We start from the raw sequence: 14,244 nt of genomic DNA on the forward strand, positions 1-14,244 counted from the left end.
GGCGGCGTGCCGCGCCTCAGTGCCCGTGGCCCCGGCGGTGGTCGCGGTCGTCACGACGGCCGTCCCAGCCGTCGTGGTGGCCGTGGCGCCGGTCGTCGTGGCGGTGGCCGCGGCCGTACCACCGGTCGTCGTCATGGCGGTGGCCCCACCGGTCGTCGTACCGGCGGTGGCCCCACCGGTCGTCGTCATCGCGGTGTCCCCACCGGTCGTCGTCACGGCGGTGGCCCCACCGGTCGTCCGGCCCCGGGAAGCCGTGCCGCGCGTCGCCGGCGGAGACCGCCTGGAGCGGACGGGCCGACGGCCGGTTCGCGGCGGCGGCCGGCAGCGCCGCCGCGCCCACCAGGGCGGCGGCCAGTACCCCGGCGGCGGTCAGTCTGCGGACGGAGGCAAGAACGGACACGAGGTCCCCCTTCACAAGGGTGTGTGGTGCGCGTGGCGACCGGTCGGCCGCACGCCCACACCCTGCGCCCCGCTCCCCGGCGCCGACGGGGGACGCGCGGGCGCCATGACGGACACGAGAGACATCTGTGACAGTCGCCTGTAGCAACCATTTATGCCGTGAAAACCCGTCTTGCTGCGGGATCGGGCGGTTTCGCCCCCGCCTCCTCACCCGAAAGTGAGTAACGGCCCGCTGCGCCGCACGGGCGCGTCCGTACGGCCCGTCAGTCCTCCCGCGGCGCAAGGTCCGCGAGCCCGGTCTCGGTCAGGATCCGCGCCACCGTCTCGGACAGCCCGCTGCCGGGCCCGATGACCGTCTCCACGCCGCCGGGCAGCAGATCGAGCGGCCGGTACCACTCCCGCAGGAGTGCCTCGTCGACCTCGTCCGCGATCGGCTTGGTCGCATGGCGGGCCAGTGTCTCGGCGAGGGGCACGTCCAGGTAGTAGCCGTACGTGGGCCCGCGGTGGTCGGCGCGCAGCCGGGCGAGCATCGGGCCGTAGTGCCCCGCGTACAGGATGCCCTCCACGACGACGTGGTACCCGGCGTCCAGGGCGTAGCGGGCGGTCAGCTCGATCAGGCCGATGTTCGCCGCCCCGGGCCGGTCCCGCTCGCGCAGCACGGTACGGCGCAGATTGTCCTGGCCGACCAGCGCGAGGCCCCGCCCGAACCGCTCCCGCAGTCCGGCCGCGACCGACGACTTGCCCGAGGCGCTGTTGCCGCGCAGCACGATCAGCCGCGTCCGTTCGCTCCCCACCCGCACACCCGCCAGGCTAGGGCCTTTCTTCCGGATCAGGTCGGCCCGGGCCAACGGAACCTTCCAGCCGCGCCGAGCGGGGGCTGGTGCGTGCAGATGCAAGGCGGAGGAGGGAGTCGACGCGGAGCGTCGACGACCGACGACAACGCCGCAGATGTGCGTGCCAGGCTCCGCGACCCCGACAAGATCCGGAAGACAGGCCCTAGCGGTGGCGGCGCGTCACACGGGCGGGGTCCAGGTGAAGGCGGGCGTGCGGCGGTCCAGGAAGGCGGCCACGCCCTCCGCGGTGTCGCCGCTGCGCCGCGCCTGCTCCGCCCAGTGGGCGTCCCGGTCGGTGCGGCCGTCGGCGAACTCCTTCGCGGCGGCCTGGGTGAGCTGGGACCGCGCCACGAGGGTGCGGGTCAACTCGGCGATCCGCTTGTCGAGTTCGCCCTCGGGCAGTACCTCGTCCACCAGGCCGGTGCGCAGCGCGCGTCCGCTGTCGATCAACTCGGCGGTGAACAGCAGGTACTTGGCGGTGGCCGGACCGACCAGCGACACCAGCCGGCGGGTCGCGGACGAGGCGTAGACGATGCCGAGCCGCGCCGGGGTCACCCCGAACAGGGCGCCGTCCTCGGCCAGTCGGAGGTCACAGGCCGCGGCGAGCTGCACACCGCCGCCCACGCAGTGCCCGCGCACCGCGGCGACCGTCGGCTTCGGGAACGCGGCCAGCGCCTCCTCCGCGGCCGCCGCGAGCCCCTGCGCCGGATCGGACGACCCCTTCAGGGTGGAGATGTCCGCGCCCGCGCAGAAGGTCCTGCCCTCGCCGGTCAGCACCAGGGCCCGGACGCCGGGATCGCGGGCGAACCCCTCCAGCAGCGGAGGCAGGGAGCGCCACATGCCGGCCGTCATGGCGTTGCGCTTGGCCGGGTTGCTGATCACGACCGTGGCGACGGAGTCGGTGACCTGGTGGCACAGCTGGGGCTCCATGCGCCGGATGCTATCCGCCCGTTCCCCCGGTTACGACACCGCCCGGGAGGGGGACACAGGGGGAGGACGGCGGCGAAAGAGCAGGGCGTCCCCGTTGCGGGACCCGGCGAGGAGGCGGCGATGGCCAGGGCGCGCAGGCCCAAGGACAGGGCGGCGTCGATGCGCCAGGGGTTCGGGCTGCTCGCGGTGCTCGGCGTGGTCCTCGTCCTCGGCGGACTCGTCGGGCTCGTCTACACCGGCGTCGCCACGCTCACCTCGATGCTGCTGTTCGGCTGGCTGCTGCTGATCGGCGGGATCGTCGGCCTGCTGCACGCGGTCCAGGCCCGCGGCACCAGCTTCTTCTGGCTCGGCGTCGTCGTCGCCGCGCTGAACATCGCGGCGGGCGTCGTCGTCATCCGGCTGCCCCACGCGACCGCCGACGCGCTCACCATGTTCGCCGCCCTGCTGTTCCTCTCCGCCGGCCTCTTCCGGATGGTCGGCAGCATGGTGGTGCGCGGCCCCCAGTTCGGCTGGACCCTGCTGCTCGGCGTCTTCGACCTGCTGCTCGGGGTCCTGGTCCTCGGCCACTGGCCCGGCAGCAGCCAATACGTCATCGGCGCCTTCTTCTCCCTGTCCCTGCTCTTCGACGGCCTCGGGCTCATCGCCACCGGTTACGGCGGCCGTCGTATCGTCGGCCTGGTCAGCGAGCAGCCGAAGGTCTGAACCGGTCCGACACGCGACGTTGTCATACGCACTCGGTCACGAAGCGCTCGATACCCGGTGACTTGCGGTCAGGTCCGCAGGGCGGGGCCGGTCGTTACCAACACTCGACGGGTGGTGACAATCGAGCGCGAGGATGGCGACCGGACGATGGACGACCACGGGCGCGGGTACGACCCGGGCCCCACGGGGGGCACGCCCCACCCACTGCCCTACGAGGGCGTCTGGCGGTTCACCGCGGCCGCGGTGGACGCCTCGGTCCCGCAGGCCCGGCACGCCGTACGGGACCTGCTGCTGCGCCAGGGCGTGCCGGTCTCCGACGACCTGGCGGACGGACTGCTGCTGATCGTCTCCGAGCTGGTCACCAACGCGGTGAAGCACGCCGCGCTGCTCTCGCCGACGCTGGCCGTGGAGGTCGCCGTCGGCGCCGAGTGGGTGCGGGTGTCCGTGGAGGACAACCACCCCTACCGTCCGACGGCCCTGGAGGCCGACCACGGGCGGACCGGCGGCCGGGGGCTGCTCCTGGTGCGCGAGGTGGCACGGGAGGCCGGCGGGGTGCTCGACGTGGAACACACGGCCGGTGGCGGCAAGGTGATCTGGGCCGCGCTGCCGCTCAAGCCCGCACGGTGAGGGCCGGGCCCGCGCCGTGCGGCGCGGGCCCGTGGCTCACGGGTTCACCAGCCGGCCGCGGGGCCCGTCAGCTCCCTGATCGCCGGACGGGCCGCGTCCAGCACCGTCATGAACCAGGCCGAGAACGTGTCCCGGGCATGCCGCTGCGCCAGCTCGTCCGCCGTCACGAAGACGGTCGCGGCGACCTCCTCCGGGTCCGGCGCGGGCGGCGTCTGCACCAGGCCGACGAACAGGTGGTTGTACTCCTGCTCCACCAGGCCCGAGGCCGGGTCCGGGTGGTTGTAGCGCACGGTGCCGGCCTCGGCCAGCAGCGAGGGGGACACGCCCAGCTCCTCGTACGTGCGCCGGGCCGCCGCCGCGAACGGCGACTCGCCGGGGTAGGGGTGCCCGCAGCAGGTGTTGGACCACACGCCCGGGGAGTGGTACTTGCCGAGCGCCCGCTGCTGGAGCAGCAGCCGGCCCTGCTCGTCGAAGAGGAACACCGAGAACGCGCGGTGCAGCTGTCCCGGCGGCTGATGGGCGGCGAGCTTCTCCTCCGTACCGATCGTCACGCCCTTCTCGTCGACGAGTTCCAGCAAGATCGCCTGTGCGGTGCCGTTCGACGAGCTGTGCGTCGCGGTGGCAGGTGTGATCGGCATACCCATCCTTCGCCTCGGTCTTCGCACCCCAAGTCTGCCGTACGAATCCGGCACTCCCGGCACTTCCCGCCCACTCGCATGTCAGCGCGGGTGCACGGCACCGGAAGGGGGACCGGTAGATCATCGTGCCCTGAGCCCGCCCGGAGGAACCGTCGGGGTGCCTTCGAACGCATGAGCGGTCTTGGTGGCGGGCGCCCGCCGGCGGCTCAGTGGCAGAGCCGGGCCTCGTGCTCCGCGTGCCCGCCCGGCTCCAGCTGGAAGGTGCAGTGCTCGACGTCGAAGTGGGTGCCGACGCAGCCCTGGAGCTCGTGCAGCATCTTCTCGTGCCCGATGGCGTTGAGCGCCTCCGAGCTGACCACGACGTGCGCGGACAGGACCGGCATGCCCGAGGTGATCGTCCAGGCGTGCAGGTCGTGGACGTCCTCCACGCCGTCCAGCGCCAGGATGTGCGCCCGCACCTGAGCCATGTCGACGTTCTTCGGGGCGGCCTCCAGCAGCACGTCCAGCGTCTCCCGCAGCAGCTTGAGCGTCCTCGGTACGATCATCAGCCCGATGGCGAGGGAGGCGATCGGGTCGGCGGCCTGGAAGCCTGTGAGCAGGATCACCGCGGCCGAGATCATCACCGCCACCGAGCCCAGCGCGTCCGCGGCCACCTCCAGGAAGGCGCCGCGCACGTTCAGGCTCTCCCGCTGGCCGCGCATCAGCAGGGTGAGCGAGACCGAGTTGGCGACCAGGCCGATCAGACCGAACACGATCATCAGGCCGCCGCGGGTGTCCGCGGGCGTGACGAACCGCTGGACCGCCTCGTACAGAACGTAGCCGCCGACGCCGAGCAGCAGCAGACAGTTCGCCAGGGCGGCGAGGATCTCGGCGCGGGCGAAGCCGAAGGTGCGGTTGGCGCTCGCCGGGCGGTTGGCGAAGTGGATCGCCAGCAGCGCCATGCCGAGGCCCACCGCGTCGGTCGCCATGTGCGCGGCGTCCGCGATCAGCGCGAGGGAGTCCGCGAGCAGCCCGCCGGTGATCTCCACCACCATGATCGTCAGGGTGATGCCCAGGGCGATCCGCAGTCTGCCCCGGTACGCGGCCGCGGCCGTACCCGTGGGCGGCGCATGCGTGTGTGCGTGCCCGTGATCGTGCCCAGCCCCCATGACGAAACCGTCCTTCCGCGTGCGTCCGAAGGCCCAGTGAACTACGGGTGGGGGGTATGGGGCAACGCGGTACTGAACACCGTTGTCATGTGCCCTGACCTGCGGAAACGATCCGCTGGTCAGGGCGTTGCGGCACGATCCGAACGAGAGGCCCTACCTGCCGTGGTGCAGCTGCCAGCCCTCCCAGGCCGAGCGCACCATCTCGCGCACATCGCGCCGGGCGCGCCAGCCGAGTTCCCGGGCGGCGCGCTCGGCCGAGCCGACGGCACGCGGCGCGTCGCCCGGCCGGCGGGCCTCCACGACGGGCGCGCGGCGGTCGCCGGTCACCTCCCCGATGACGGTGATCAGCTCCCGCACCGAGACCCCCTCGCCCCGGCCGATGTTCAGCGTCAGATCGCCGTGCAGCGTGCCCTCGGCGAGCCGCCGCGCCGCCGCCAGATGCGCCTCGGCGAGGTCGGCCACGTGGATGTAGTCCCGTACACACGTACCGTCCGGGGTGGGGTAGTCGTCGCCGAAGATCCGCGGGGCCTCGTCGCGGGTGAGCCGGTCGAAGACCATCGGCACGATGTTGAACACGCCGGTGTCCGCGAGTTCCGGCGCGGCGGCGCCCGCCACGTTGAAGTACCGCAGGCACACGGTGGAGATCCCGTGCGCCCGCCCCGCCGCCCGCACCAGCCACTCGCCGGCCAGCTTGGTCTCGCCGTACGGGTTGACCGGCGCGCAGGGGGTGTCCTCGGTGATCAGGTCCACGTCCGGGTTGCCGTACACGGCGGCGGAGGAGGAGAACAGCAGCCGCTTGACGCCCGCCTCGGTCATCGCGTCCAGCAGCGTGGCCAGGCCGCCCACGTTCTCCCGGTAGTACCGGGTCGGATCGGCCACGGACTCGGCGACCTGCTTGCGCGCCGCGAGATGGACGACGCCGGTCACCCCGTACCGCGCGAAGACCTCCCGCAGCCGCGCGCCGTCCAGGGTCGACCCCTCGACGAGCGGCACGCCGGCGGGCAGCCGTTCGGGCACGGCGGCCGACAGATCGTCGAGCACGACGACCTCCTCTCCGGCCCCGGCCATGCTCCGCGCCACATGCGCCCCGATAAATCCGGCCCCACCGGTGATCAGCCACGTCATGGCTCCCCACCCTATGGGGGTGCGCCGGACCGGCCCTCGCGCGATGCCCCGCGGGCGCGTGGAGCCGGCCACCCGGACCGCGCCGTGGGGGAGGGGCGCAGGGGCGGCCCGGCATGGCGGCCGCCGGGCGGGTTCCGGGGCCGGGGTGCGGCCCCCCTTTCGTCCCCGGGGTCGGTCGCGGCGCCCGCCGGGATGACGGTGCGCGGCGCGCGCGCCGGGGCCGGGGGCGATCAGACGGAGTGCGGTGGCCGGCCGTCGAGGAGGCGTGCGCCCAGCGCCCGGCCGGGTGCGGCATGCGGTCGGCCCTCGGCGCCGGGGTGCGGCGGGTGGCGCGGTGAGGGGGCGCCGAGCGGTGCGATCAGCCCCGGGGCGCAGGGCACGGTCGGTTCGTCCTCCGGCACCGCCACGACGGACCCCGCATCCTTCGCCCCGCCCCGCCCCGACGCGCCCCCGCCCGCCGGGACACCCGCGCCGAGCCCTCGCCGTCGCCCCGCCCACCGGGCCCCCGGACCGCCACCCGCCCCGGCGGCGCCCGCGGCGGTCGTCGCGGTCGGCGACCGGGAGGGCACCGGTCGTCGCCGTCGCTGTCCCGGATGCCCGGGTCTGCGTCGGCGGTTTGTGGGGCGGGGGGCGGATCGCCCATGATGATCGCGGCAAAGGGCGGGGCAGCGGGCGCGGGACGGGTCGTGAACGGCCGGTGAACACGGGCCCGGGACCATCCGATACCCTCTGCCGACATGCCGCCCGGGTGCCGCAGGCAGGGGGCGGCCCGCCACGCACACGACCGGCGCCGACGCGCCGGCACCCAGGGAGTGAGTTCGGTTGCCGACCGCCATCGTCACCGGTCAGCCGGTTCCCGGATCGCCGCTGGAGAGCGATCTGCGGTCCCTCGGCTTCGAGGTCCGGATGGCAGCGAGCACCGCCGAGGCGGAGGCCCTCCTCGCCGCCGCACCCGCGGGCGACCGCGTGGCCCTGGTCGACGCCCGCTTCGTCGGCCATCTGCACGCGCTGCGCCTCGGCCTCACCGACCCCCGCTTCCCGCTCGCCGCCGTCCCCGGCGCCGTCACCGCGCAGCCGGCCGCGCGCCAGGCGCTGACCCGGGCCGTGGCCCGCGACACCTCCTCCGGCGGCGGCACCGCGGTCGCCGTCGACAGCATCGCCGACCGCGTCGTCGCCGAACTGGACGCCGACGGCAGCGAGGTCCACCGCCCCGAGCTGGGCAGCCTCGTCGCCGTCGTACCCACCGACCCGCAGGCCCGCAACGAGGCCCGGCAGTCGGTCGCCGCCGTGGACGACGAGGCCGTACGCCTGAAGTCGGCCGTGAAGTCCCGCGACGGCTTCTTCACCACGCACTTCATCAGCCCGTACTCGCGCTACATCGCCCGCTGGTGTGCCCGCCGCGGGCTGACCCCGAACCAGGTCACCACCGCCTCGCTGCTCACCGCGCTGATCGCGGCCGGCTGCGCGGCCACCGGCACCCGCGGCGGATTCATAGCCGCCGGCGTGCTGCTGATCGCCTCCTTCGTGCTGGACTGCACCGACGGCCAGCTCGCCCGCTACGCCCTGAAGTACTCCACCCTCGGTGCCTGGCTCGACGCCACCTTCGACCGGGCCAAGGAGTACGCCTACTACGCCGGCCTCGCGCTCGGCGCCGCCCGCGGCGGCGACGACGTGTGGGCCCTCGCCCTCGGCGCGATGGTCCTGCAGACCTGCCGGCACGTGGTCGACTTCTCGTTCAACGAGGCCAACCACGACGCCACCGCCAACACCAGCCCCACCGCCGCCCTCTCCGACAAGCTGGACAGCGTCGGCTGGACGGTCTGGGTGCGCCGGATGATCGTGCTCCCGATCGGCGAGCGGTGGGCGATGATAGCGGTGCTGACGGCGGCCACCACGCCCCGGATCACCTTCTACGTGCTGCTCGTCGGCTGCGCCTTCGCCGCCGCGTACACCACCGCCGGCCGTGTGCTGCGCTCCCTGACCCGCAAGGCGCGCCGCACCGACCGCGCCGCCCAGGCGCTGGCGGACCTGGCCGACTCCGGCCCGCTCGCCGAGGCCGTCAGGCGCGTGGCCCGCCGGGGCCTGCCCGGCCTCGCCGTACCCGCCGTCGCCCTCCTCGGCGGCGCCGCGGTCGTCGCCTGCGCCGCCTTCTCGGACTTCGGCTCGGCGCTGCCGGTGATCGGCGCCCTGGTCTACGTCCTCACCTCGGCCCTCGCCGTGGCCCGCCCGCTCAAGGGCGCCCTCGACTGGCTGGTCCCCCCGTTCTTCCGCGCCGCCGAGTACGGCACCGTCCTCGCCCTCGCGGGCAAAGCGGGGGTGAGCGGGGCTCTTCCCGCGGCTTTCGGGCTGGTGGCGGCGGTCGCCTACCATCACTACGACACGGTGTACCGGATCCGTGGCAACGCGGGAGCGCCCCCGGCCTGGCTGGTGCGCTCCATAGGGGGGCACGACGGGCGGACCCTGCTCGTCGCCATCCTGGCCGCGGTGCTCACCGGCGCGCAGTTCAAGGTCGCGCTCACGGTCCTCGCCGTGGTCGTCGCCCTGGTGGTGCTCCTGGAGAGCATCCGCTTCTGGGTGTCCGCAGGGGCGCCCGCCGTACACGACGAAGGAGAACCCGCATGATCGGCCTCGTGCTGGCGGCAGGCGCCGGACGGCGCCTGCGCCCCTACACGGACACCCTGCCCAAGGCGCTGGTGCCGGTGGGGCCCGCGGGCATAGAGGGCGAACCCACGGTTCTCGACCTCACCCTCGGCAACTTCGCCGAGATCGGCCTGACCGAGGTCGCGGTCATCGTCGGCTACCGCAAGGAGGCCGTCTACGAGCGCAAGGCCGCCCTGGAGGCCAAGTACGGCCTCAAGCTCACCCTGATCGACAACGACAAGGCCGAGGAGTGGAACAACGCCTACTCCCTGTGGTGCGGCCGTGACGCCCTCAAGGACGGCGTGATCCTCGCCAACGGCGACACCGTGCACCCGGTCTCCGTCGAGAAGACCCTGCTCGCCGCGCGCGGCGACGGCAAGCGGATCATCCTCGCGCTGGACACCGTGAAGTCCCTGGCGGACGAGGAGATGAAGGTCGTCGTCGACCCCGCGAAGGGCATGACGAAGATCACCAAGCTGATGGACCCGGCCGAGGCGACCGGCGAGTACATCGGCGTCACCCTCATCGAGGGCGACGCCGCCGCCGAACTGGCCGACGCGCTGAAGACGGTCTGGGAGACCGACCCGCAGCAGTTCTACGAGCACGGCTACCAGGAACTGGTCGACCGCGGCTTCCGGATCGACGTCGCGCCGATCGGCGAGGTCGACTGGGTCGAGATCGACAACCACGACGACCTGGCCAGGGGACGGGAGATCGCGTGCCGCTACTGACCCGGCTGATTCCGTCCCCGGTCGTCGTCGACATCCGCCCGGGCGCCCTGGACGACCTGGGCGGTGTCCTCGCGGACGAGCGCATCTCCCAGTCGGGCCGGCTCGCCGTCGCCGTCAGCGGCGGCTCCGGCGCCCGGCTGCGTGAGCGCATCGCCCCCTCGCTGCCGGGCGCCACCTGGTACGAGGTCGGCGGCGGCACCCTCGACGACGCCGTGCGCCTGGCCGGCGAGATGAAGTCCGGCCACTACGACGCGGTGGTCGGGCTCGGCGGCGGCAAGATCATCGACTGCGCCAAGTTCGCCGCGGCCCGCATCGGCCTGCCGCTGGTCGCCGTCCCGACCAACCTCGCCCACGACGGCCTGTGCTCGCCGGTCGCCACCCTCGACAACGACGCGGGGCGCGGCTCCTACGGTGTGCCGAACCCGATCGCGGTCGTCATCGACCTGGACGTGATCCGCGAGGCCCCGGCCCGCTTCGTCCGGGCCGGCATCGGCGACGCCATCTCCAACGTCAACGCGATCGCGGACTGGGAACTGTCCCACCGCGTCAACGGCGAGAAGATCGACGGTCTCGCGGCGGCCATGGCCCGCCAGGCCGGCGAGGCGGTGCTGCGCCACCCCGGCGGCATCGGGGACAACGATTTCCTCCAGGTGCTCGCCGAGGCGCTCGTCCTCAGCGGCATCTCGATGTCGATCTCCGGCGACTCCCGCCCGTCCTCCGGCTCCTGCCACGAGATCAACCACGCCTTCGACCTGCTGTTCCCCAAGCGGGCCGCCGCCCACGGCGAGCAGTGCGGGCTCGGCGCGGCCTTCGCCATGTATCTGCGCGGGGCCCACGAGGAGGCCGCGCACACGGCCGGGGTGCTGCGCCGGCACGGGCTCCCGGTACTGCCGCAGGAGATCGGCTTCACGGTGGACGAGTTCGTCCGCGCCGTGGAGTTCGCCCCCGAGACCCGGCCGGGCCGCTACACCATCCTCGAACACCTCGACCTCAAGCCGAACCAGATCAAGGACATCTACGCCGACTATGTCAAGGCCATCGGTAGCTGAACTCCGTCCGGTCGTCCACCCCGCCGGGGTGAAGGACCGGCGCAGCGGTGAGCATTGGGCGGGACGCCTCTACATGCGCGAGGTGTCCCTGCGCATCGACCGCCACCTGGTGAACACCAAGGTCACGCCCAACCAGCTCACGTATCTGATGACCGTCTGCGGTGTGCTCGCGGCCCCGGCCCTGCTGGTGCCGGGGATCTGGGGCGCCGTGCTCGGCGTGGTCGCCACCCAGCTGTACCTGCTGCTCGACTGCGTCGACGGCGAGATCGCCCGCTGGAAGAAGCAGTACTCGCTCGGCGGGGTCTACCTGGACCGCGTCGGCGCCTACCTGACCGACGCGGCCGTGCTGGTCGGCCTCGGGCTGCGGGCCGCCGACCTGTTCGGCACCGGCCGCATCGACTGGCTGTGGGCCTTCCTCGGCACCCTGGCCGCGCTCGGCGCGATCCTGATCAAGGCGGAGACCGACCTGGTCGGCGTCGCCCGGCACCAGACCGGCAGGCCGCCGGTGCAGGAGTCCGCGGCCGAGCCGCGCTCCTCCGGGATGGCGCTGGCCCGCCGCGCCGCCTCCGCGCTGAAGTTCCACCGGCTGATCCTCGGCATCGAGGCCTCGCTGCTGATCGTGGTCCTCGCCATCGCCGACCAGATCCACGGCGACCTGTTCTTCACCCGGCTCGGCACCGCGGTCCTCGCGGGCATCGCGATGCTCCAGACCCTGCTGCACCTGGTGTCCATCCTTGCCTCCAGCAGGCTGAAGTGAGCGCCGTGAAGGTCGGCGCCGTCATCATCACCATGGGCAACCGGCCCGCGGAGCTGCGCGCCCTGCTCGACTCGGTCGCGGGGCAGCACGGCGACCCGGTCGAGGTGGTCGTCGTCGGCAACGGCTCGCCGGTGCCCGACGTCCCCGAGGGCGTCCGCACCGTCGAGCTGCCGGAGAACCTGGGCATCCCGGGCGGCCGCAATGTCGGCATAGAGGCCTTCGGGCCCGGCGGCCGCGACGTCGACATCCTGCTCTTCCTGGACGACGACGGACTGCTCGCCCGGCAGGACACCGCCGAGCTGTGCCGCGAGGCCTTCGCCGCCGACCCCGAACTGGGCATCATCAGCTTCCGCATCGCCGACCCGGAGACCGGGCTGACGCAGCGCCGCCATGTGCCGCGGCTGCGCGCCTCCGATCCGATGCGCTCCTCCCGCGTCACCACCTTCCTGGGCGGCGCCAACGCGGTGCGCACCAAGGTGTTCGAGGAGGTCGGCGGGCTGCCCGCCGAGTTCTTCTACGCCCACGAGGAGACCGATCTCGCCTGGCGGGCGCTGGACGCCGGCTGGCTGATCGACTACCGCTCCGACATGGTGCTGTACCACCCGACGACCGCGCCCTCGCGGCACGCCGTCTACCACCGCATGGTGGCCCGCAACCGCGTCTGGCTCGCCCGGCGCAACCTCCCGGCCCTGCTCGTCCCCGTCTACCTCGGCGTCTGGCTGCTGCTCACCCTGGCCCGCCGTCCCTCCCGGGAGGCCCTGCGGGCCTGGTTCGGCGGCTTCAAGGAGGGCTGGACCGCATCCTGCGGTCCGCGTCGCCCGATGCGCTGGCGCACGGTCTGGCGGCTCACCCGGCTGGGCCGGCCCCCGGTCATCTGAGAAGCTTCTTACCTGAACAGCAAGCTTCTTACCGAGAGAGTCCGGGTTCTTACTCGTGAGTCACACTACGCATGACGGCGGTGTCGCGGTGAGCGCGATACCGTCGCCCGACGCGGGGCTGACACCGGCCGAGCTGGCCGCCAAGTACGGTCTCGCCGTCAGCGGCGCCCGTCCCTCGCTGGCGGAGTACGTCCGCCGGCTGTGGAGCCGGCGCCACTTCATCCTCGCCTTCTCCCAGGCGAAGCTGACGGCGCAGTACAGCCAGGCCAAGCTCGGCCAGCTGTGGCAGGTCGCCACCCCGCTGCTGAACGCGGCCGTGTACTACTTCATCTTCGGCGTCATCCTGCACGCCAGCCGGGGCATGTCCTCCGACGTGTACATCCCGTTCCTGGTCACCGGCGTCTTCGTGTTCACCTTCACGCAGAGCTCGGTGATGTCGGGCGTGCGGGCCATCTCCGGGAACCTCGGGCTCGTGCGCGCCCTGCACTTCCCGCGCGCCTCGCTGCCGATCTCCTTCTCGCTCCAGCAGCTCCAGCAGCTGCTGTTCTCGATGATCGTGCTGTTCATCGTGGCGATCGGCTTCGGCAGCTACCCCGGCCCGTCCTGGCTGCTGATCGTGCCGGTGCTGCTGCTGCAGTTCCTGTTCAACAGCGGGCTCGCGCTGATCGTGGCCCGGCTGGGCGCCAAGACGCCGGACATGGCCCAGCTGATGCCGTTCGTGCTGCGCACCTGGATGTACGCCTCGGGCGTGATGTTCTCCATCAGCAAGATGATGGAGGGCCGCTCGGAGCTGGCGGTCCGGTTGCTCCAGGTCAACCCGGCCGCGATCTACATGGACCTGATGCGCTTCGCGCTGATCGACGGCTACGACGCCTCGAACCTGCCGCCGCACGTGTGGGCCATCGCCGGGTTCTGGGCCGTGGTGATCTTCGCGGGCGGTTTCGTGTACTTCTGGAAGGCGGAGGAGCGGTACGGCCGTGGCTGAGCAGAACACCGCAGACGACCGGCGCCCGACGGTCATCGCCGACGACCTGCACATCGTCTACCGGGTCAACGGCGCCAAGACCGGCAAGGGCAGCGCGACGGCGGCCCTGAGCCGTATCCTCAAGCGGGGCGAGGAGCGGGGCGTGCGCAAGGTGCACGCCGTACGCGGGGTCTCCTTCGTCGCCTACCGCGGCGAGGCCATCGGCCTGATCGGCTCCAACGGCTCCGGCAAGTCCACCCTGCTGCGCGCCATCGCGGGCCTGCTGCCCGCCGAGAAGGGCAAGGTCTACACCGACGGCCAGCCCTCCCTGCTGGGCGTGAACGCGGCCCTGATGAACGATCTGACCGGTGAGCGCAATGTGATCCTGGGCGGCCTCGCCATGGGCATGTCGCGGGAGCAGATCAAGGAGCGCTATCAGGAGATCGTGGACTTCTCGGGCATCAACGAGAAGGGCGACTTCATCACCCTGCCGATGCGCACCTACTCCTCCGGAATGGCCGCCCGGCTGCGTTTTTCCATCGCCGCCGCCAAGGACCACGACGTCCTCATGATCGACGAGGCGCTGGCCACCGGTGACCGCAAGTTCCAGAAGCGTTCCGAAGAACGCATCCGGGAACTGCGCAAGGAGGCCGGCACGGTGTTTCTGGTCAGCCACAACAACAAGTCCATCCGTGACACCTGCAATCGCGTCCTGTGGCTGGAACGCGGTGAGCTGCGCATGGACGGGCCGACCGAAGAGGTTCTCAAGGAGTACGAGAAGTTCACCGGCAAGTGACCCGTTTCGGCCAAGGCCCCGTCGGCA

Annotated in this window: 16 protein-coding genes; 9 read left to right on the forward strand and 7 right to left on the reverse strand. The window is 72.5% G+C overall.

The window, feature by feature from the left end:
- Positions 1–16: 16 nt before the first annotated feature.
- The 3 genes from ACSP97_RS29985 to ACSP97_RS29995 form a co-directional block, all read right to left on the reverse strand.
- Positions 17–400, reverse strand: a complete 384-nt coding sequence (locus ACSP97_RS29985; RefSeq protein WP_355151985.1) for a hypothetical protein — start codon at positions 398–400, stop codon at positions 17–19.
- A gap of 262 nt (positions 401–662) precedes the next feature.
- The gene (locus ACSP97_RS29990; RefSeq protein ID WP_355529944.1) at positions 663–1,208 is read right to left on the reverse strand and encodes an AAA family ATPase; all 546 of its coding nucleotides are present in this window, start codon (positions 1,206–1,208) and stop codon (positions 663–665) included.
- Positions 1,209–1,412: 204 nt separating this feature from the next.
- Positions 1,413–2,162 (reverse strand): enoyl-CoA hydratase/isomerase family protein, encoded by a 750-nt coding sequence (locus ACSP97_RS29995; RefSeq protein ID WP_440555154.1) that lies wholly within the window; start codon positions 2,160–2,162, stop codon positions 1,413–1,415.
- A gap of 120 nt (positions 2,163–2,282) precedes the next feature.
- On the opposite strand from ACSP97_RS29995, the gene ACSP97_RS30000 reads away from it, so the two are divergent.
- Complete coding sequence (locus ACSP97_RS30000; RefSeq protein ID WP_355322855.1) at positions 2,283–2,864, forward strand: HdeD family acid-resistance protein; 582 nt, start codon at positions 2,283–2,285, stop codon at positions 2,862–2,864.
- Between the two features lie 147 nt (positions 2,865–3,011).
- A complete protein-coding gene (locus tag ACSP97_RS30005) occupies positions 3,012–3,491 on the forward strand; it encodes an ATP-binding protein (RefSeq protein ID WP_355152058.1) in 480 nt (159 codons plus the stop codon).
- A gap of 44 nt (positions 3,492–3,535) precedes the next feature.
- Here the strand turns inward: ACSP97_RS30005 and idi are convergent, their stop codons facing one another.
- The 4 genes from idi to ACSP97_RS30025 form a co-directional block, all read right to left on the reverse strand.
- Positions 3,536–4,129 carry an isopentenyl-diphosphate Delta-isomerase gene (idi, locus tag ACSP97_RS30010; protein WP_355151982.1) on the reverse strand — a complete coding sequence of 198 codons (594 nt, stop codon included), beginning with the start codon at positions 4,127–4,129 and terminating at the stop codon, positions 3,536–3,538.
- 206 nt (positions 4,130–4,335) lie between these two features.
- Positions 4,336–5,277, reverse strand: a complete 942-nt coding sequence (locus ACSP97_RS30015; protein ID WP_355322859.1) for a cation diffusion facilitator family transporter — start codon at positions 5,275–5,277, stop codon at positions 4,336–4,338.
- Positions 5,278–5,430: 153 nt separating this feature from the next.
- Positions 5,431–6,402 (reverse strand): UDP-glucose 4-epimerase GalE, encoded by a 972-nt coding sequence (gene galE / locus ACSP97_RS30020; protein WP_382073449.1) that lies wholly within the window; start codon positions 6,400–6,402, stop codon positions 5,431–5,433.
- 230 nt (positions 6,403–6,632) lie between these two features.
- The gene (locus tag ACSP97_RS30025) at positions 6,633–6,809 is read right to left on the reverse strand and encodes a hypothetical protein (protein WP_440555157.1); all 177 of its coding nucleotides are present in this window, start codon (positions 6,807–6,809) and stop codon (positions 6,633–6,635) included.
- Positions 6,810–7,224: 415 nt separating this feature from the next.
- Here ACSP97_RS30025 and ACSP97_RS30030 point away from each other — a divergent pair, with 415 nt between their 5' ends.
- From ACSP97_RS30030 to ACSP97_RS30060, 7 genes are read left to right on the forward strand one after another with little or no spacing between them, the layout of a single operon-like run.
- Positions 7,225–9,024, forward strand: a complete 1,800-nt coding sequence (locus ACSP97_RS30030; protein ID WP_358269634.1) for a DUF5941 domain-containing protein — start codon at positions 7,225–7,227, stop codon at positions 9,022–9,024.
- Entirely contained in the window at positions 9,021–9,773 is a 753-nt protein-coding gene (locus ACSP97_RS30035) for a sugar phosphate nucleotidyltransferase (RefSeq protein WP_070029559.1), read from the forward strand. Before ACSP97_RS30030 ends, ACSP97_RS30035 begins: the two co-directional genes overlap by 4 nt.
- The gene (locus tag ACSP97_RS30040; RefSeq protein ID WP_355151978.1) at positions 9,761–10,822 is read left to right on the forward strand and encodes an iron-containing alcohol dehydrogenase family protein; all 1,062 of its coding nucleotides are present in this window, start codon (positions 9,761–9,763) and stop codon (positions 10,820–10,822) included. Before ACSP97_RS30035 ends, ACSP97_RS30040 begins: the two co-directional genes overlap by 13 nt.
- Entirely contained in the window at positions 10,800–11,579 is a 780-nt protein-coding gene (locus tag ACSP97_RS30045) for a CDP-alcohol phosphatidyltransferase family protein (protein ID WP_355151977.1), read from the forward strand. The genes ACSP97_RS30040 and ACSP97_RS30045 overlap by 23 nt, the downstream gene beginning before the upstream one ends.
- A 32-nt stretch (positions 11,580–11,611) precedes the next feature.
- A complete protein-coding gene (locus ACSP97_RS30050; protein WP_355529947.1) occupies positions 11,612–12,457 on the forward strand; it encodes a glycosyltransferase family 2 protein in 846 nt (281 codons plus the stop codon).
- A 55-nt stretch (positions 12,458–12,512) separates the two neighbouring features.
- On the forward strand, positions 12,513–13,442 hold the full coding sequence (locus ACSP97_RS30055; protein ID WP_355322861.1) for an ABC transporter permease: 930 nt from the start codon (positions 12,513–12,515) through the stop codon (positions 13,440–13,442).
- Positions 13,435–14,217: an ABC transporter ATP-binding protein gene (locus tag ACSP97_RS30060; protein WP_070029563.1), complete on the forward strand. Its 783-nt coding sequence runs from the start codon at positions 13,435–13,437 to the stop codon at positions 14,215–14,217. The genes ACSP97_RS30055 and ACSP97_RS30060 overlap by 8 nt, the downstream gene beginning before the upstream one ends.
- The last annotated feature ends 27 nt before the right edge of the window (positions 14,218–14,244 follow it).

This window comes from Streptomyces sp. SCPE 10 (assembly GCF_051980735.1).
GTDB lineage: Bacteria > Actinomycetota > Actinomycetes > Streptomycetales > Streptomycetaceae > Streptomyces > Streptomyces misionensis.